Source organism: Pseudomonas monsensis, from assembly GCF_014268495.2.
GTDB lineage: Bacteria > Pseudomonadota > Gammaproteobacteria > Pseudomonadales > Pseudomonadaceae > Aquipseudomonas > Aquipseudomonas monsensis.
In genome coordinates, this window is the sequence record NZ_CP077087.1 from 1266228 (window position 1) to 1283172 (window position 16945).

Consider the following 16945-nt stretch of genomic DNA (forward strand, 5'->3'; position numbering starts at 1 on the left):
AATGGCTTTTACCTTGCCTGCCTTGCCTTACGCCTACGATGCGCTGGAACCGCACATCGACGCGCAGACCATGGAGATTCACTACACCAAGCATCACCAGACCTACATCAACAACCTCAACGCAGCGATTGAAGGTACCGAGTTTGCCGAGTGGCCGGTCGAGAAACTGGTCGCCAGCGTTCAACAACTGCCGGAAAAACTCCGTGCGGCGGTCATCAATCAGGGCGGCGGACACGCCAACCATTCGCTCTTCTGGGAAGTCATGGCGCCCAACGGCGGCGGCAAGCCGGAAGGTGCGCTGGCCGAAGCCATCAATGAGCAACTGGGCGGCCTCGACAGTTTCAAAGAAGCGTTCACCAAGGCTGCGCTGACCCGCTTCGGCAGTGGCTGGGCCTGGCTCAGCGTCACGCCGGAGAAAAAACTGCTGGTGGAGAGCAGCGGCAACCAGGACAGCCCGTTGATGAACGGCAACACACCGATTCTCGGTCTGGACGTCTGGGAGCACGCCTATTACCTGCGCTACCAGAACCGTCGCCCGGAGTACATCAGCGCGTTCTACAACGTGATCAATTGGCCTGAAGTCGCTGCGCGCTATCGGGCCGCGCTGGTGTAAGCCTTCTACAAAAAAACCATCCAGGGTTGACTATGGGCACTGAAACACTGGCGATCGGCAGTGGGCGTATGTTTCGTTACGCGGTGGGATCGCTATTGCTGCTGGCGGGCATGACCTTGCTGGTCGCCCACGGACTGCAATGGCTGGAGCTTGAACCGAGACTGTCGCGGGCCTTGCAGGGTGGAGCACTCTGCGCCTTGGGCACCGCGCTCGGCGCGGTGCCGGTGCTGGTGATTCGCAACATGCCGCAGGCGCTTGGCGATACCTTGCTCGGCTTCGGTGCCGGGGTGATGCTGGCGGCGACGGCGTTTTCGCTGATCGTGCCAGGCATCGCCGCTGCAGAAGGTCTTGGCTTGACCCCGTGGGCTGCGAGCGGGCTGATCTGCTTCGGCATCATGCTCGGGGCGTTCGGCCTGTTTCTGGTCGATCGCAAGGTCTCGGGGGCTTCACCGGAAATGTTTGTTGGCACCGTCGAGCATCCGGTGATTGCGCCACGGATCTGGCTGTTCGTGTTCGCCATCATTGCCCATAACATCCCGGAAGGCATGGCGGTCGGCGTTTCCGCCGGCGGCGGCATGCCCGATGCCGACAGCCTGGCGATGGGCATTGCCCTGCAGGATGTGCCGGAAGGTCTGGTGATTGCGCTGGTACTGGCCGGGGCGGGAATGTCACGGGGCAAAGCGTTTTTGATCGGCGCGGCGTCAGGTCTGGTCGAGCCGGTGTTTGCACTGCTCTGTGCGTGGCTGGTCAGCCTGGCGGAGTTGTTATTGCCATTGGGGCTGGCACTGGCGGCGGGGGCGATGTTGCTGGTGGTGACTCACGAAGTAATCCCGGAGTCGCGACGCAATGGTCATGACAAGCTGGCCAGTCTTGGCTTGTTGATCGGCTTCTGTTTGATGATGGTGATGGATACGGCGTTGGGTTGAAGAGATCAAAAGATCGCAGCCTCGGCAGCACCTACAGAGGGATATGCGCGCTGTGGGCTGCGATGGCCTTGGTGGCTTTCAACCACCTTCGTCGAAGTAGTTATTGATCAACGCCACCAGCGCATCCAGCGCTTCCTGTTCCTGATGGCCTTCGGTACTCAGATAGATTTTGGTGCCCTTGCCGGCAGCCAGCATCATCATCGCCATGATGCTTTTGCCATCGACCGTGGTCTCCGGTGTGCGACCCACTCTGATCGTGCAATCGGGATATTGGCCGGCCACGCCAACGAACTTGGCGGACGCGCGGGCATGCAAGCCCAGTTTATTGATGATTTCGATTTCCAGAGCAGGCATCGCGGTGTGAATCCTTTAAGTGAGGTCGCGGTGGCGAACCTGGACGTTCTTCAGGGTTTTCTGCAGGGCCTGACCCAGGCGTTCGGTCAGGTAGACGGAGCGGTGATGCCCGCCGGTGCAGCCAATGGCAATGGTGACGTAGGCGCGGTTACTCGCGGCGAAGCGCGGCAGCCACTTGTGCAGATAGCTGAAGATGTCCTGAAACATCTCCTCGACTTCCGGTTGCGCCGCCAGGTACTCGGCCACGGGTGCGTCCAGCCCGGACTGCGCGCGCAGCTCCGGTTTCCAGTAAGGATTGGGCAGGCAGCGGACGTCGAACACCAGGTCCGCATCCACCGGCATCCCGCGCTTGAAGCCGAATGACTCGACCAGAAAGGCCGTTCCCGGCTCCGGCTGGTTCAGCAGGCGCAACTTGATGGTGTCGCGCAACTGGTAGAGGTTGAGGTTGGTGGTGTTGATTTTCAGGTCGGCCAGATCGGCAATCGGGCCGAGGAGAGCGGTTTCATCACTGATCGCTTCGGCCAATGAACGATTGGCCGTGCTCAAAGGGTGGCGGCGACGGGTTTCCGAAAAACGCTTGAGCAGGGTTTCTTCGTCGGCATCCAGGTACAACACATCGCACTGGATGTGGCGGCTGCGGACTTCTTCAAGCAACTCCGGAAAGCGCGACAGATGGCTGGGCAGGTTGCGCGCATCAATCGACACGGCCACCAGCGGTTGCGCCAGCTCGGTATGAATCAGCGCGCGTTCGGCCAGTTCCGGCAGCAGGCCGGCTGGCAGGTTGTCGATGCAGTAATAGCCGTTGTCCTCAAGGACATCCAGAGCGGTGCTTTTACCCGAGCCGGAGCGGCCGCTGACAATGATCAAGCGCATGATTAGTGACCGTTCTGCTCGCTCAGGACGACCTGATACAAGGCTTCGTTACTCGATGCGCTGCGCAGTTTTTCACGAACTTCCTTGCGATCGAGCATGCTGGCGATCTGGCGCAGTAATTCCAGGTGAGCATCGGTGGCAGCTTCCGGCACCAGCAGGACGAACAGCAGGTCAACCGGAGCGCCGTCGATGGCATCGAAATCGATGGGTGCATCAAGGTGCATCAATGCGCTGATTGGCGCTTCGCAACCCTTGAGGCGGCAATGAGGAATGGCGATGCCGTTACCAAAACCGGTGGAACCGAGTTTTTCACGGGCAATCAACGCCTCGAAGACATCTTGCATCTCCAGATCAGGCACTTCACGGGCGATCAGGTTGGCAATCTGTTCGAGGGCTTTCTTTTTACTGCCGCCCGGCACGTTCACGAGGGAACGGCCGGGGGTCAGGATACTTTCAAGTCGGATCATGGAGTAGGGGGGTTATCGACCGGTAGCGCCCTGGAGCAGGCTCTGGGTCTTTTCCTTATGCTTTTTGAGTTGGCGATCCAGCTTGTCGGTGAGTGAGTCGATCGCAGCATACATATCAGTATCTTCTGCGTTGGCGACCACTTCGCTGCCGGGAATATGCAAGGTGGCTTCGATTTTCTGCTTCAGCTTTTCGACGCACATCGTGACTTGCACGTTGGTGATCTTGTCGAAATGGCGCTCTAATCGTTGAAGTTTCTCATTGATGTAATCGCGCAGAGGTTCGGTCACTTCCAGTTGGTGTCCACTGATGTTGACTTGCATACAGCTTCTCCTTCGTTGCCAGTGCATAAAGCGGCAGGCTGGATAGCCTGCCACTGGAACGCTGTAACGTGGCTTACATCAACCGCTTGCGTTCGCTCGAAGGCGCGATCCCGAGGGATTCGCGGTACTTGGCGACGGTGCGGCGAGCCACCTGAATGCCTTGTGCCTCCAGTAAACCAGCGATCTTGCTGTCACTCAACGGCTTTTTCTGATTTTCCGCGGCAACCAGTTTTTTGATGATCGCGCGGATCGCCGTGGACGAGCATTCGCCGCCTTCGGAGGTGCTGACGTGGCTGGAGAAAAAGTATTTCAGTTCATAAATACCGCGCGGGGTATGCATGAATTTCTGCGTGGTCACCCGGGAAATCGTCGATTCGTGCATGCCTACCGCTTCAGCGATGTCATGCAGGACCAGCGGTTTCATGGCCTCGTCGCCGTACTCCAGAAAGCCGCGCTGATGCTCGACGATCTGCGTGGCAACTTTCATCAGGGTCTCGTTGCGGCTCTGCAGGCTCTTGATGAACCAGCGGGCTTCCTGCAACTGATTGCGCATGAAGGTGTTGTCGGCACTGGTGTCGGCGCGACGGACGAAACCGGCGTACTGCGCGTTGACCCGCAGGCGTGGCACTGATTCCTGGTTCAGTTCGACCAGCCAGCGCTCGTTGTCCTTGCGCACGATGACGTCCGGTACCACGTATTCGGCTTCGGTCGATTCGATCTGTGAACCGGGACGCGGATTGAGGCTTTGCACCAGTTCGATGACCTGGCGCAGCTCGTCTTCCTTGAGCTTCATGCGGCGCATCAACTGGCTGTAATCCCGGCTGCCGAGCAGGTCGATGTAATCGGTGACCAGGCGTTTGGCTTCCGCGAGCCACGGCGTCTTGGCGGGCAACTGGCGCAGTTGCAGCAGCAGGCATTCACCGAGGTTGCGCGCACCGATACCGGCCGGCTCGAATTGCTGGATGCGGTGCAGGACGGCTTCGATTTCGTCCAGTTCGATATCCAGTTCCGGGTCGAATGCCTCGAGAATCTCTTCAAGGGTCTCGTCCAGGTAGCCCTGGTTGTTGATGCAGTCGATCAGCGTCACGGCGATCAGGCGATCGGTGTCGGACATCGGGGCAAGATTGAGTTGCCACAACAGGTGGCTTTGCAGGCTCTCGCCGGCAGAAGTGCGGGTGGTGAAATCCCACTCGTCATCATCGCTGCTGGGCAGGCTGCTGGCGCTGGTCTGGTAGACGTCTTCCCACGCGGTGTCGACCGGCAGCTCGTTGGGGATGCGCTCGTTCCATTCGCCCTCCTCGAGGTTGTCCACCGTCGGGGCGGATTCCTGGTAGGAAGGTTCCTGGATTTCAGTATTGGGCTTGTGTTCGGCGTTGTCGGCCAGCGGGTCGGAGTTGTCGAAGTCGTCGCCTTCTTCCTGGCGTTCGAGCATCGGATTGGATTCCAGGGCCTCCTGGATTTCCTGTTGCAGATCCAGGGTCGACAATTGGAGCAGGCGGATGGCCTGTTGCAGCTGCGGTGTCATCGTCAGCTGCTGGCCCATTCTCAAGACTAGCGATGGTTTCATGGCAGGGGCTTAACACCTTATTCGCCGGCGCTATGCGCCATCCACTACAGGGCGCCGAAGCGCCAAACTTAAGCAAATTATATGCCTGAAACTGAAGTGTTTGCCTAGAGCGCTGTAACAATTAAAACGTATAAAAAACTGCTTCAACGATACAGCGCCCTCGCGAACCACCGGGACGTCGCGCTTACAGGCGGAACTCGTGACCCAGATACACTTCTTTGACCAGATCGTTGGCCAGAATGGTTTCTGCGTCGCCTTCGGCAATCAACTGGCCGTCGTTGACGATGTAAGCGGTTTCGCAGATGTCCAGCGTCTCGCGGACGTTGTGGTCGGTGATCAGTACGCCGATGCCCTTGGCCTTGAGATGGTGGATGATCTGCTTGATGTCGCCGACCGAGATCGGGTCGACACCGGCGAACGGTTCGTCGAGCAGGATGAACTTCGGTGCAGTCGCCAGGGCGCGGGCGATTTCCACCCGGCGGCGTTCACCACCGGACAGGCTCATGCCGAGGTTGTCGCGGATGTGGCTGATGTGGAATTCCTGCAGCAGGCTTTCCAGCTCCTTGCGACGGCCTGCCTTGTCGAGTTCCGGGCGGGTCTCGAGGATGGCCATGATGTTGTCGGCCACCGACAGTTTGCGGAAGATCGACGCTTCTTGCGGCAGATAGCCGATACCGGCCTTGGCACGACCGTGCATCGGCTGGTGGCTGACGTCCAGATCGTCGATCAGTACGCGGCCCTGATCGGCCTGCACCAGGCCGACGATCATGTAGAAGCACGTCGTCTTGCCGGCGCCGTTAGGGCCGAGCAGGCCGACGATCTGGCCGCTGTCGATCGACAGGCTGACGTCACGCACGACCTGGCGGCTTTTATAGGCCTTGGCCAGGTGCTGAGCTTTCAGAGTTGCCATTACTGGGTTTTCTCGTCGGTTTTCTTCTTCGGCTGGATCACCATGTCGATACGCGGACGCGATTCGGTGACCTTGCTGCCGGTCGCGCGACCGGCGCTGGCGAGTTTCTTCACGGTGTCGTAGACGATTTTCTCGCCCTGGGTGGTGTTGTTGTCCTTGTCGACAACCTTGGCCTTGTCGATCAGTACGACGCGATTCTGCGCGGCATGGTACTGGATCGTCACGCCCCAGCCCTGAACCGGCTTGGTGTCGCCAGCGGTCTGCAGTTGTTCGAAGTAGGCGAGGTTGCCCACCGAGGTCACCACGTCGATATCACCGCTCGGGGTGCGAGTGATGGTCACGGTGTTGCCGGTCACCTTCATCGAACCCTGGGTGATGATCACGTCACCTTTATAGGTGGCGATGCCGTTCTTGTCGTCCAGTTGGGCGTCGTCGGCCTGGATGCGGATTGGTTGCTGCTGATCGTTCGGCAGAGCCCAGGCGCTCACGCTTCCCAGTGCTGCGCCCAGACTGAGCAAAATAGGGAGGGTTTTAACGAGCCTCATACTGTCCTCTTACGTTCGATAGCAGGTGTATCCTGCTTTCCTTCAGATACGCTTTCATGCCTACGCCAGTCGATACACCGCCAGCGCCGTCGATTCTAACGGGTTGCTCGGTCTGCGCATATTGGTCCTGTGGGAACACTGTCATGCGCGTGGAGGTGACCAGCAGATCGCGGTTCTTCTCATCGGTGCGCTTGATGCGCACAGAATCGATCAATTCGACCTGAGTACCGCCCGAATTCACTTCGCCGCGCTCGCTGGTCACGTGCCACGGAAATTCCGTGCCGCGGTACATGTTCAGGTCGGGCTTGGTGACCAGGGTGATGTCGGTGGCCTTGACGTGCTCGGCCTTGTCGGAGGTCATTTCGTACTGCACCTTGCCGTCCGGCAGGTACTGCAGGGTATGCGTGTTGGTCGCATACCAGTCTATCGGGTTTTCGATAGACGTGACCGCAGGCTTGTCGAGGAAGCGCCCCGGGCTGATGTTCCAGTAACCGACCGCTGCGAATAGCGCCGCGATGCAGCCGAACAGCAGGAAATTGCGAAATTTTTTGCTAAACATGGTTTGGCTCACAGGTACGCGGCGTTGGCCGCATCGAGGCGGCCCTGGGCGCGCAGGATCAATTCGCAGAATTCGCGGGCGGCACCTTCGCCACCACGTGCCCGGGTCACGCCATGAGCGTGTTCACGCACGAAGTCGGCGGCATTCGCCACGGCCATGCCGAGGCCGACGCGGCGAATCACCGGCAGGTCAGGCAGGTCGTCACCGAGGTAGGCCACCTGCTCATAGCTTAGGCCCAGTTCTTCAAGCAGGCCGTCGAGAACGACCAGTTTGTCTTCGCGGCCCTGAAACAGGTGGGGAATCCCCAGGTTTTTCGCCCGACGCTCGACCACCGGGGTCTTGCGACCGCTGATGATAGCGGTCTGCACGCCGGCGTTCATCAGCATTTTGATGCCTTGGCCGTCGAGGGTGTTGAAGGTCTTGAATTCGCTGCCGTCTTCAAGGAAGTACAGGCGCCCGTCGGTGAGTACGCCGTCGACGTCGAAAACCGCCAGTTTGATCGCTTTGCCGCGTTGCAGCAGATCGTTACTCATTACATCACTCCTGCGCGCAGCAGATCGGAGAGGTTGAAGGCGCCCACCGGGCGATCCTCTTCATCAACAACGACCAGTGCGTTGATTCGGTGGTCTTCCATGATTTTCAGGGCCTCGGCAGCCAGCATCTCGGGGCGGGCCGTCTTGCCGTGCGCGGTCATGACCTGGTCGATGGTGGCGCTGCGGATGTCGATGCTGCGATCCAGGGTGCGACGCAGGTCACCGTCCGTGAAGATCCCGGCGAGTTTGCCGTCGGTTTCAAGAATGACGGTCATGCCCAGACCCTTGCGGGTCATTTCCATCAGTGCGTCCTTGAGCAGGGTGCCGCGTTGCACTTGCGGCAGCTCCTGACCGGCGTGCATGACGTTTTCCACTTTCAGCAACAGGCGGCGGCCAAGGGCGCCTCCCGGATGCGAGAAAGCGAAGTCTTCAGCGGTGAAGCCTCGCGCCTCCAGCAATGCCACGGCGAGGGCATCGCCCATGACCAGGGCGGCGGTGGTCGAGGACGTCGGCGCCAGGTTCAGCGGGCAGGCTTCGTGTTCGACGTGAACATTGAGGTTCACTTCGGCGGCTTTCGCCAGGGGGGAGGCCGGGTTGCCGGTCACGCTGATCAACTGGATGCCCAGTCGCTTGATCAGTGGCAGCAGGGTGACGATTTCGTTGGTCGAACCGGAGTTCGACAGGGCCAGAATCACGTCTTCGCGGGTGATCATGCCCATGTCGCCATGGCTGGCTTCGGCCGGGTGGACGAAAAATGCCGGGGTGCCGGTGCTGGCCAGGGTGGCGGCAATCTTGTTGCCGATGTGCCCGGACTTGCCCATGCCGACCACGACGACACGGCCCTTGCTGGCCAGAATCATCTCGCAAGCGCGTACGAAATCGGCGTCGATATGGGGCAACAAGCCTTGTATGGCTTCCACTTCGAGGCGAATGGTGCGTTGTGCCGATTGAATCAGGTCGCTGGTTTGGCTCATGTCAGAATCGTATAGCCCGATGAAAAGGCGGCGATTATAGCGGTTATGTGGCAAAGCCTCACGCAAGTTCGTCGTGCTTTGTCATTCCTCGTAACCAAAACCCGGAAAAAGCCCCTCAAAGCCTGTCATGTCGCTGAACACAGCCCGGTAGAGGCCTTGGGCGCTTGGGCTTTGCAGTGATATAGTTCGCCGCCAGTTCGGCCTGCCCTCGAGGTATGTGCTTTCCCAGGAAAGCCAGGCGTCCGAGTGAGAGGCTGCATCGCAAGGAGTTTAGATGAGTGCCGATAACGCTTACGCGGTCGAGCTGAAGGGAGTCTCCTTCAAGCGCGGTGCGCGCAGCATTTTCAATAACGTCGATATTCGCATCCCGCGCGGCAAGGTCACCGGCATCATGGGACCTTCCGGGTGTGGCAAGACCACGCTGCTGCGGTTGATGGGCGCACAGTTGCGTCCCGGCAGCGGCGAAGTCTGGGTCAACGGTCAGAACCTGCCGGCGCTGTCGCGCAGCGATCTGTTCGATGCGCGCAAGCACATGGGCGTGCTGTTTCAGAGCGGCGCGCTGTTTACCGATCTCGATGTCTTCGAGAACGTCGCGTTTCCCCTGCGCGTTCATACCGATCTGCCGGATGAAATGATCCGCGACATCGTTCTGCTCAAGTTGCAGGCGGTGGGGCTGCGCGGCGCCATCGATCTGATGCCCGACGAGTTGTCCGGAGGCATGAAGCGTCGTGTGGCGCTGGCCCGGGCCATTGCCCTCGACCCGCAGATCCTCATGTATGACGAACCGTTCGTCGGTCAGGACCCGATCGCCATGGGCGTGCTGGTGCGCCTGATCCGTCTGCTCAACGATGCCCTGGGGATCACCAGTATCGTGGTTTCCCACGACTTGGCCGAAACCGCCAGCATCGCCGACTACATCTATGTAGTGGGTGATGGTCAGGTACTGGGGCAGGGCACGCCGGATGAATTGATGAACTCGGATGAACCGCGTATCCGCCAGTTCATGACCGGTAATCCCGATGGCCCGGTGCCGTACCATTTTCCAGCGACGGATTTCCGCGCAGATCTTCTGGGGAAGCGCTGATGCGCAGAATTTCATTAATAGAGCGCGTACGCCGGTTCGGCGAGTCGGCAATCGACGCCGTTGCGGTGTTCGGGCGTGCCACGCTGTTCCTGTTTCACGCCTTGCTCGGTCGTGGCGGCATCAGCGGCGGTTTCGGCCTGCTGGTCAAGCAGCTGCATTCGGTCGGCGTCATGTCGCTGGTGATCATCGTGGTCTCCGGGATTTTCATCGGCATGGTCCTGGCGCTGCAAGGCTTCAGCATTCTGTCGAGCTACGGTTCGGAGCAGGCCGTGGGGCAGATGGTTGCGTTGACCCTGCTGCGTGAACTGGGGCCGGTGGTGACCGCGCTGTTGTTCGCCGGGCGTGCCGGCTCGGCGCTGACCGCCGAAATCGGCAACATGAAATCCACCGAACAGCTTTCCAGCCTGGAAATGATCGGTGTAGACCCGCTCAAGTACATCATTGCCCCGCGGCTGTGGGCCGGTTTCATTTCCCTGCCAGTGCTGGCCATGATTTTCAGCGTGGTGGGTATCTGGGGTGGTTCGTGGGTAGCTGTCGACTGGCTGGGTGTGTATGAAGGCTCTTATTGGGCGAACATGCAGAACAGCGTGAACTTCACCAGCGATGTGCTCAACGGCGTCATCAAAAGTATCGTGTTCGCCTTCGTCGTGACCTGGATTGCCGTATTCCAAGGCTATGACTGTGAGCCCACTTCCGAGGGCATCAGTCGCGCCACCACCAAGACCGTGGTATTTGCCTCGCTGGCAGTGCTCGGCCTGGACTTTATTCTGACCGCTTTGATGTTTGGAGATTTCTGATGCAAAACCGCACCCTGGAAATCGGTGTCGGCCTGTTCCTGCTGGCAGGGATCCTGGCTTTGTTGCTGCTTGCTTTGCGGGTCAGTGGCCTGTCTCCGACTTCGACCACCGACACGTATAAACTTTATGCCTATTTCGACAATATCGCCGGTTTGACGGTCAGAGCCAAAGTGACCATGGCCGGCGTAACCATCGGCAAGGTCACGGCGATCGATCTGGATCGCGACAGCTTCACCGGTCGGGTCACGCTGCAAGTGGATAAAAAGGTCGACAACCTGCCGACTGACTCCACAGCGTCTATCCTGACCGCTGGTCTGCTGGGCGAGAAGTACATCGGTATCAGCGTAGGCGGGGAGGACACCCGTCTGAAGGATGGTGGAACCATCCACGACACGCAGTCGTCACTGGTACTGGAAGACCTGATCGGTAAATTCCTGCTCAATACCGTTAGCAAAGACGCCAAATGAGGAGCTTTTGAATGATCTCTACCTTGCGACGTGGCCTGTTTGTGTTGCTCGCGGCCTTGCCTCTGATGGCTAACGCTGCGCCCGGGCAATCCGCGCACGATCTGGTTCAGGACACTACTAACCGGATGCTTGCCGACCTGGCAGCGAACAAAGAGAAGTACAAGCAGGATCCGCAGGATTTCTACACGGCGTTGAATACCATCGTCGGTCCGGTGGTGGATGCCGAAGGCATTTCCAAAAGCATCATGACGGTCAAATATTCGCGCAAGGCCACGCCCGCGCAGATGAAGACCTTCCAGGAAAACTTCAAGAGAGGCCTGTTCCAGTTCTACGGCAACGCTTTGCTGGAGTACAACAATCAGGGCATCACGGTTGATCCTGCCAAGGATGAGTCGGGCGATCGCACCAGCGTCGGCATGACCGTCAAGGGCAGCAATGGCGCGATCTATCCTGTGCAATACACGCTCGAGAAGATCAGCGGCGAGTGGAAGCTGCGTAACGTGATCATCAATGGCATCAACATCGGCAAGCTGTTCCGTGACCAGTTCGCGGATGCGATGCAGCGCAATGGCAACGATCTGGACAAGACCATCAATGGTTGGGCCGGTGAAGTGGCCAAGGCCAAGGAAGCCACCGAAAAGAAACCAGCGCAATGAGTGAGGCGGCAGTTCGTATGAGTGATGTCGACGAGCTATTGCTCAGCGGAGTGCTGGATTATCGCACCGGGCCGGACTTGCGAAAGGAAGGCCAGGCGCTGATCAAATCCAGCAAGGCGTCGTCGCTGGTGATCGACTGCTCGGCGGTAAAGAAGTCCAGCAGCGTCGGTTTGTCGTTGCTGCTGTGCTTCATGCGTGATGCCCAGGCGGCCGGCAAGGCCGTCAGCATTCGCGCGATGCCCGAAGACATGCGTGAAATCGCTCAGGTCAGTGAATTGACCGAGTTGTTGGCGCACCCCTGAACCCGCATCAATCAAATAGCCCCCCGTCAGAGTCCTGCCATGCGGGGTTCGCAGGCGCGGGGCTTTTTTGTATGATGTCCGACCCGTGCGCACAGGGCGCCGATTGAGGTTGAGCATGCAGGCCGTAGAAGTGAAGAGCTTCCTTGAAGGGAAGCTGCCAGGAACGCTGGTAGAAGTTGAAGGCGAAGGGTGCAACTTTCAGCTGAACGTGATTAGCGATGAACTGGCGGCGTTGAGCCCGGTCAAGCGTCAGCAAAGCATCTATGCCCATTTGAACCCATGGATCGCCGATGGCAGCATCCACGCGGTCACTATGAAATTTTTCAGCCGCGCGGCCTGGGCCGAGCGCACCTGAGCCCTAGGGCGTCGAGATTCTTATGGATAAATTGATTATTACCGGTGGCGCTCGTCTTGATGGCGAGATCCGCATTTCCGGGGCAAAGAACTCTGCCCTGCCGATCCTGGCCGCCACCCTGCTGTGCGATGGCCCGGTGACCGTTGGCAACCTGCCGCACCTGCATGACATCACCACCATGATCGAGTTGTTCGGTCGCATGGGCATCGAGCCGGTGATCGACGAGAAACTCAGCGTCGAAATCGACCCGCGCACCATCAAGACCCTGATCGCCCCGTACGAACTGGTGAAAACCATGCGTGCGTCGATCCTCGTGCTGGGCCCTATGGTTGCCCGTTTCGGTGAAGCCGAAGTCGCCCTGCCTGGCGGTTGCGCCATCGGTTCGCGTCCGGTCGACCTGCACATCCGTGGTCTCGAAGCCATGGGCGCGGTCATCGACGTCGAAGGCGGCTACATCAAGGCCAAGGCGCCGGAAGGCGGCCTGCGCGGTGCACACTTCTTCTTCGATACCGTCAGTGTGACCGGTACCGAAAACATCATGATGGCCGCTGCTCTGGCCAAGGGCCGCAGCGTGCTGCAGAACGCCGCTCGCGAGCCTGAAGTGGTTGACCTGGCGAACTTCCTCAACGCCATGGGCGCCAAGGTTTCCGGCGCCGGTACCGACACCATCACCATTGATGGCGTCGAGCGCCTGGGTTCGGCGTTCTACAAGGTCATGCCTGACCGTATCGAAACCGGCACTTACCTGGTGGCCGCTGCGGTCACCGGTGGCCGCGTCAAGGTCAAGGACACTGATCCGACCATTCTCGAAGCCGTTCTGGAAAAACTCCGTGAAGCCGGTGCAGAAATCACCTGCGGTGAAGACTGGATCGAGCTGAACATGCACGGCAAGCGCCCGAAAGCGGTCAACGTGCGCACCGCGCCGTACCCGGCGTTCCCGACCGACATGCAGGCGCAGTTCATCTCGCTCAACGCCATTGCCGAAGGCACCGGTGCCGTGATCGAGACGATCTTCGAAAACCGTTTCATGCACGTGTACGAATTGCACCGCATGGGCGCCAAGATCCAGGTCGAAGGCAACACTGCCATCGTCACCGGTACCGAAATCCTCAAGGGTGCGCCAGTGATGGCGACCGACCTGCGGGCGTCGGCCAGTCTGGTGATCTCGGCACTGATGGCCGAAGGCGATACCCTGATCGATCGCATCTACCACATCGACCGTGGTTACGAGTGCATCGAAGAAAAACTGCAGATGCTGGGCGCCAAGATCCGTCGCGTTCCGGGCTGATTGCTGCATCGGGACACAGGGACGTGTCCGCTGAGTTCGTTTTGAGTCGAGCCGGTTTCCGGCTCGATGTGTGTCCGGCGCCGATTGCGACCGGACATGAGTACCTTGATAAGGACTGACGTTTCCCATGTTGACCATCGCACTGTCCAAGGGCCGAATCCTTGACGACACCCTGCCGCTTCTCGCCGAAGCGGGCATCGTGCCGACCGAGAATCCGGACAAGAGCCGCAAGCTGATCATCCCCACGACCCAGGACGACGTTCGTCTGCTGATCGTGCGCGCCACTGACGTGCCGACCTATGTCGAGCATGGCGCGGCCGACCTCGGCGTGGCCGGCAAGGACGTGCTGATGGAATACAGCGGCCAGGGCCTTTACGAGCCACTGGATTTGCAGATTGCCCAGTGCAAGCTGATGACCGCCGGCAAGATTGGCGCAGCCGAGCCTAAAGGCCGTCTGCGCGTGGCGACCAAGTTCGTCAACGTTGCCAAGCGTTACTACGCCGAACAGGGCCGTCAGGTCGACATCATCAAGCTCTACGGCTCGATGGAGCTGGCACCGCTGATTGGTCTGGCCGACAAGATCATCGACGTGGTCGACACCGGCAACACCCTGCGCGCCAACGGCCTGGAACCTCAGGAACTGATCGCCACGATCAGCTCGCGCCTGGTGGTCAACAAGGCTTCGATGAAGATGCAACACGCCCGGATCCAGGCGTTGATCGATACCCTGCGCAAGGCAGTGGAATCGCGACACCGCGGCTGATGTACCTGCGCGACCTTGAGTCGCGCCCGTCTATCCGCCTCATAGCCAGAATCTCAGGTGCCCAAGCGGAAACGACTGCTAAGTTAGGGCGCCTGAGTTTTTGCCATTCCTATGAGGCTCTCGCTATGACCGCACCGACTGCAATTCGCCGACTCAACGCTGCTGACCCGGATTTCGCGCATCATCTGGATCATCTGCTGAGCTGGGAAAGTGTGTCTGACGACTCGGTCAATCAGCGCGTGCTGGACATCATCAAGGCTGTGCGCGAGCGCGGTGATGCGGCGCTGGTCGAGTTCACCCAGAAATTCGACGGCCTTGAAGTCGCCTCGATGGCTGACCTGATCCTGCCGCGCGAGCGCCTGGAGCTGGCCCTGACCCGCATCACCGTGGCGCAACGCGAAGCGCTGGAAAAAGCCGCAGCGCGCGTGCGCAGCTACCACGAAAAACAGAAACAGGACTCCTGGAGCTACACCGAAGCCGACGGTACGGTGCTGGGCCAGAAGGTCACGCCACTGGATCGTGCCGGCCTCTACGTGCCGGGCGGCAAGGCGTCGTACCCGTCGTCGGTGTTGATGAACGCGATTCCGGCCAAGGTCGCCGGCGTGACCGAAGTGGTCATGGTCGTGCCCACCCCGCGCGGTGAAATCAATGAGCTGGTGCTGGCGGCGGCGTGCATCGCCGGCGTCGACCGGGTATTCACCATCGGCGGTGCGCAGGCGGTTGCCGCGCTGGCTTACGGCACCGAAAGCGTGCCGCAAGTGGACAAGGTCGTCGGCCCGGGCAACATCTATGTCGCCACCGCCAAGCGCCACGTGTTCGGTCAGGTTGGTATCGACATGATCGCCGGCCCGTCCGAGATTCTCGTGGTGTGCGACGGCCAGACCGATCCGGACTGGATCGCCATGGATCTGTTCTCCCAGGCCGAACACGACGAAGACGCCCAGGCGATTCTGGTCAGCCCCGACGCCGGGTTCCTCGACAAGGTGGCCGCGAGCATCGACAAGCTGCTGCCGACCATGGACCGCGCGACCATCATCGAAACCTCGATCAACGGTCGCGGTGCGCTGATTCACGTGCGTGACATGGCGCAAGCCATCGAAGTCGCCAACCGCATCGCCCCGGAGCACCTGGAGCTGTCGGTGGCCGACCCGCAGGCCTGGCTGCCGCAGATCCGTCACGCCGGCGCGATCTTCATGGGCCGTCACACCTCCGAGGCGCTGGGCGACTATTGCGCCGGCCCGAACCACGTGCTGCCGACCTCCGGCACCGCGCGTTTCTCCTCGCCGCTGGGTGTGTACGACTTCCAGAAACGTTCGTCGATCATCTTCTGCTCCGAAGCCGGTGCTTCCGAGCTGGGCAAGACCGCATCGGTGCTGGCCCGTGGCGAATCCCTGAGCGCGCACGCACGCAGCGCTGAATACCGCATCAAAGACCAAGACTTTCTTCAAGGGCAAGGGGAATGAACATGAGTAAATTCTGGAGCCCGTTCGTCAAGGATCTGGTGCCTTACGTGCCAGGCGAGCAGCCGAAGCTGACCAGACTGGTCAAGCTCAACACCAACGAAAATCCCTACGGCCCGTCGCCAAAAGCCCTGGCGGCGATGCAGACCGAACTCAACGACAACCTGCGTCTGTACCCGGACCCGAACAGCGATCTGCTGAAAACCGCCGTCGCCAACTACTACGGCGTGCAGAGCAATCAGGTGTTCCTCGGCAACGGTTCGGACGAAGTGCTGGCGCACATCTTCCACGGTCTGCTGCAACACGAGCAGCCACTGCTGTTCCCGGATATCAGCTACAGCTTCTACCCGGTGTATTGCGGTCTGTACGGCATCCAGTTCGATGCCGTGCCGCTGGACGCGCAGTTCCAGATCAACCCGGCGGACTACGCCAAGCCGAACGGCGGGATCATTTTCCCGAACCCGAACGCACCGACCGGTTGCCTGCTTGCGCTGGAGGCGGTCGAGCAGATTCTCAAGGCCAGCCCGGATTCGGTGGTGGTCGTGGATGAGGCGTACATCGACTTCGGCGGCGAGACGGCGATCAGTCTGGTTGACCGTTATCCGAACCTGCTGGTAACGCAGACGCTGTCCAAGTCGCGCTCGCTGGCCGGGCTGCGCGTGGGTCTGGCGGTGGGGCATCCAGATCTGATCGAAGCGCTGGAGCGGATCAAGAACAGCTTCAACTCTTATCCGCTGGATCGCCTGGCGATTGTCGGTGCGGCAGCAGCGTTCGAAGATCGCGAGTATTTCGACAAGACTTGCCGTCTGGTGATCGAGAGCCGCGAGTGGGTGATCGCGCAGTTGCAGGCCAAGGGTTTTGAAGTGTTGCCGTCGGCGGCCAACTTCATTTTTGCGCGGCACCCGCAGCATGATGCAGCGGGTCTGGCAGCGAAGTTGCGTGAGCAGGGCGTGATTGTGCGGCACTTCAAGCAGGAGCGGATTGCGCAGTTCCTGCGGATTTCGATCGGTACGCCGGAGCAGAACCAGGCGCTGATCGTTGGGCTTGGCGAGCTCTAAAAGCAAAGCCCTCACCCTGACCCTCTCCCAAAGGGAGAGGGGACTGATTGCGGGATATTGCAGAGTTTCGCCG

General features: G+C 59.9%; 22 protein-coding genes. 12 read left to right on the top strand and 10 right to left on the bottom strand.

Going from position 1 to position 16945, the window contains the following annotated elements; genetic code table 11:
• Window position 1: 1 nt before the first annotated feature.
• Together HV782_RS05310 and HV782_RS05315 are read left to right on the top strand one after the other, a co-directional pair.
• Window positions 2-613, top strand: coding sequence for a superoxide dismutase (locus HV782_RS05310; RefSeq protein ID WP_128615213.1), 612 nt, complete (start codon window positions 2-4; stop codon window positions 611-613).
• Between the two features lie 32 nt (window positions 614-645).
• Window positions 646-1539 carry a ZIP family metal transporter gene (locus HV782_RS05315; RefSeq protein WP_123464659.1) on the top strand — a complete coding sequence of 298 codons (894 nt, stop codon included), beginning with the start codon at window positions 646-648 and terminating at the stop codon, window positions 1537-1539.
• A 78-nt stretch (window positions 1540-1617) separates the two neighbouring features.
• Here HV782_RS05315 and HV782_RS05320 read toward each other — a convergent pair whose 3' ends face one another.
• From HV782_RS05320 to HV782_RS05365, 10 genes are all read right to left on the bottom strand, one after another.
• The gene (locus HV782_RS05320; protein ID WP_008085079.1) at window positions 1618-1893 is read right to left on the bottom strand and encodes an HPr family phosphocarrier protein; all 276 of its coding nucleotides are present in this window, start codon (window positions 1891-1893) and stop codon (window positions 1618-1620) included.
• 15 nt (window positions 1894-1908) lie between these two features.
• A complete protein-coding gene (gene rapZ, locus HV782_RS05325; protein ID WP_123464661.1) occupies window positions 1909-2766 on the bottom strand; it encodes an RNase adapter RapZ in 858 nt (285 codons plus the stop codon).
• A gap of 2 nt (window positions 2767-2768) precedes the next feature.
• Window positions 2769-3233 carry a PTS IIA-like nitrogen regulatory protein PtsN gene (ptsN, locus tag HV782_RS05330; protein WP_123464663.1) on the bottom strand — a complete coding sequence of 155 codons (465 nt, stop codon included), beginning with the start codon at window positions 3231-3233 and terminating at the stop codon, window positions 2769-2771.
• Between the two features lie 12 nt (window positions 3234-3245).
• On the bottom strand, window positions 3246-3554 hold the full coding sequence (gene hpf / locus HV782_RS05335) for a ribosome hibernation-promoting factor, HPF/YfiA family (RefSeq protein WP_077571130.1): 309 nt from the start codon (window positions 3552-3554) through the stop codon (window positions 3246-3248).
• A gap of 73 nt (window positions 3555-3627) precedes the next feature.
• Complete coding sequence (locus tag HV782_RS05340; protein WP_128615211.1) at window positions 3628-5121, bottom strand: RNA polymerase factor sigma-54; 1494 nt, start codon at window positions 5119-5121, stop codon at window positions 3628-3630.
• Between the two features lie 184 nt (window positions 5122-5305).
• Window positions 5306-6031 (bottom strand): LPS export ABC transporter ATP-binding protein, encoded by a 726-nt coding sequence (gene lptB, locus HV782_RS05345; RefSeq protein ID WP_024011621.1) that lies wholly within the window; start codon window positions 6029-6031, stop codon window positions 5306-5308.
• The gene (gene lptA / locus HV782_RS05350) at window positions 6031-6576 is read right to left on the bottom strand and encodes a lipopolysaccharide transport periplasmic protein LptA (RefSeq protein WP_123464667.1); all 546 of its coding nucleotides are present in this window, start codon (window positions 6574-6576) and stop codon (window positions 6031-6033) included. Before lptA ends, lptB begins: the two co-directional genes overlap by 1 nt.
• A complete protein-coding gene (gene lptC / locus HV782_RS05355) occupies window positions 6563-7135 on the bottom strand; it encodes an LPS export ABC transporter periplasmic protein LptC (RefSeq protein ID WP_123464669.1) in 573 nt (190 codons plus the stop codon). The genes lptA and lptC overlap by 14 nt, the downstream gene beginning before the upstream one ends.
• Window positions 7136-7143: 8 nt before the next feature.
• Window positions 7144-7668, bottom strand: a complete 525-nt coding sequence (locus tag HV782_RS05360) for a KdsC family phosphatase (protein ID WP_123464671.1) — start codon at window positions 7666-7668, stop codon at window positions 7144-7146.
• Window positions 7668-8642, bottom strand: a complete 975-nt coding sequence (locus HV782_RS05365; protein WP_123464673.1) for a KpsF/GutQ family sugar-phosphate isomerase — start codon at window positions 8640-8642, stop codon at window positions 7668-7670. The genes HV782_RS05360 and HV782_RS05365 overlap by 1 nt, the downstream gene beginning before the upstream one ends.
• Before the next feature lie 274 nt (window positions 8643-8916).
• Here HV782_RS05365 and HV782_RS05370 point away from each other — a divergent pair, with 274 nt between their 5' ends.
• The 10 genes from HV782_RS05370 (at window position 8917) to hisC (ending at window position 16872) form a co-directional block, all read left to right on the top strand.
• Window positions 8917-9726 (top strand): ATP-binding cassette domain-containing protein, encoded by an 810-nt coding sequence (locus HV782_RS05370; RefSeq protein WP_123464675.1) that lies wholly within the window; start codon window positions 8917-8919, stop codon window positions 9724-9726.
• On the top strand, window positions 9726-10523 hold the full coding sequence (gene mlaE / locus HV782_RS05375; RefSeq protein ID WP_064119368.1) for a lipid asymmetry maintenance ABC transporter permease subunit MlaE: 798 nt from the start codon (window positions 9726-9728) through the stop codon (window positions 10521-10523). The genes HV782_RS05370 and mlaE overlap by 1 nt, the downstream gene beginning before the upstream one ends.
• Window positions 10523-10990, top strand: coding sequence for an outer membrane lipid asymmetry maintenance protein MlaD (gene mlaD / locus HV782_RS05380; protein WP_007967220.1), 468 nt, complete (start codon window positions 10523-10525; stop codon window positions 10988-10990). The genes mlaE and mlaD overlap by 1 nt, the downstream gene beginning before the upstream one ends.
• A gap of 11 nt (window positions 10991-11001) precedes the next feature.
• A complete protein-coding gene (locus tag HV782_RS05385) occupies window positions 11002-11646 on the top strand; it encodes an MlaC/ttg2D family ABC transporter substrate-binding protein (protein WP_186745599.1) in 645 nt (214 codons plus the stop codon).
• Window positions 11643-11948, top strand: a complete 306-nt coding sequence (locus HV782_RS05390; RefSeq protein ID WP_064387999.1) for an STAS domain-containing protein — start codon at window positions 11643-11645, stop codon at window positions 11946-11948. Before HV782_RS05385 ends, HV782_RS05390 begins: the two co-directional genes overlap by 4 nt.
• Before the next feature lie 115 nt (window positions 11949-12063).
• On the top strand, window positions 12064-12303 hold the full coding sequence (locus HV782_RS05395) for a BolA family protein (RefSeq protein WP_123464679.1): 240 nt from the start codon (window positions 12064-12066) through the stop codon (window positions 12301-12303).
• A gap of 22 nt (window positions 12304-12325) precedes the next feature.
• The gene (gene murA, locus HV782_RS05400; protein WP_042608749.1) at window positions 12326-13591 is read left to right on the top strand and encodes a UDP-N-acetylglucosamine 1-carboxyvinyltransferase; all 1266 of its coding nucleotides are present in this window, start codon (window positions 12326-12328) and stop codon (window positions 13589-13591) included.
• Window positions 13592-13718: 127 nt separating this feature from the next.
• Entirely contained in the window at window positions 13719-14354 is a 636-nt protein-coding gene (gene hisG / locus HV782_RS05405) for an ATP phosphoribosyltransferase (RefSeq protein ID WP_123464681.1), read from the top strand.
• Between the two features lie 125 nt (window positions 14355-14479).
• The gene (gene hisD, locus HV782_RS05410) at window positions 14480-15817 is read left to right on the top strand and encodes a histidinol dehydrogenase (RefSeq protein WP_123464684.1); all 1338 of its coding nucleotides are present in this window, start codon (window positions 14480-14482) and stop codon (window positions 15815-15817) included.
• A 2-nt stretch (window positions 15818-15819) separates the two neighbouring features.
• Window positions 15820-16872, top strand: a complete 1053-nt coding sequence (gene hisC / locus HV782_RS05415) for a histidinol-phosphate transaminase (RefSeq protein ID WP_123464686.1) — start codon at window positions 15820-15822, stop codon at window positions 16870-16872.
• Window positions 16873-16945: the final 73 nt, after the last annotated feature.